We start from the raw sequence: 552 nt of genomic DNA, 5'->3' as shown, positions 1-552 counted from the left end.
TTGAATTGTTTGTTGAACTTCGTCATACTAAGGCCCCCTATATATACTTTTATTGTATCACTTTATGGAAAACCTCAGTTTGACTTGTCCTATTTATATGCTAGCACCAATGGTTATCCAAAGGGGTAGATAGTGTTGTAGAATTTCTTGATACTGGTTCAAGCGATAAAGATAACATGGCTATCATTACTTCTGAACGCTTTTGGGAATTACCAGACGATTTACGTATTATTATTGGCACTGGACATAGTCGATATGAAGCAGAAGGATATAATCATACTGATTGTGGGATTGTTAATGATCTTTGGTTTGTTGGGATTTTAGGAGTTTTTGCGATTTATGGCACTGTTTTATTTTTATGGCAGAAAGTCTATCAAAGAGGAAAAGATTCTTTAATGAAATTTATTGCTATTTTTTTCTCTTGTTCTTTTTGTATATTTGATACAGCACTTTACAACTTTTACGCTGCCTCGGAAGTTGATGAAGCTAGTTTACACAAGGCCTGAACTAAGTCCGTTGGATTTTTTGCGGTTTGGGCCTTAGCGACCAAAG

Annotated in this window: 1 protein-coding gene; it reads left to right on the top strand. The window is 35.3% G+C overall.

From position 1 onward, the window contains the following. Positions 1 to 176: 176 nt before the first annotated feature. A complete protein-coding gene (locus ACFCTO_RS12145; RefSeq protein WP_499876971.1) occupies positions 177 to 506 on the top strand; it encodes a hypothetical protein in 330 nt (109 codons plus the stop codon). Positions 507 to 552 lie beyond the last annotated feature (46 nt).

The sequence above is a fragment of the Megasphaera indica genome (genome assembly GCF_046614755.1).
Lineage (GTDB): Bacteria > Bacillota > Negativicutes > Veillonellales > Megasphaeraceae > Megasphaera > Megasphaera intestinihominis.
Note: the sequence above shows the minus strand (reverse complement) of the source record. Positions and strands in the feature narration are given on the sequence as shown.

Coding starts and splice junctions, on each gene's coding strand:
- ACFCTO_RS12145 (WP_499876971.1), top strand. CDS start 177: ATGGCTATCATTACTTCTGAACGCTTTTGGGAATTACCAGACGATTTA.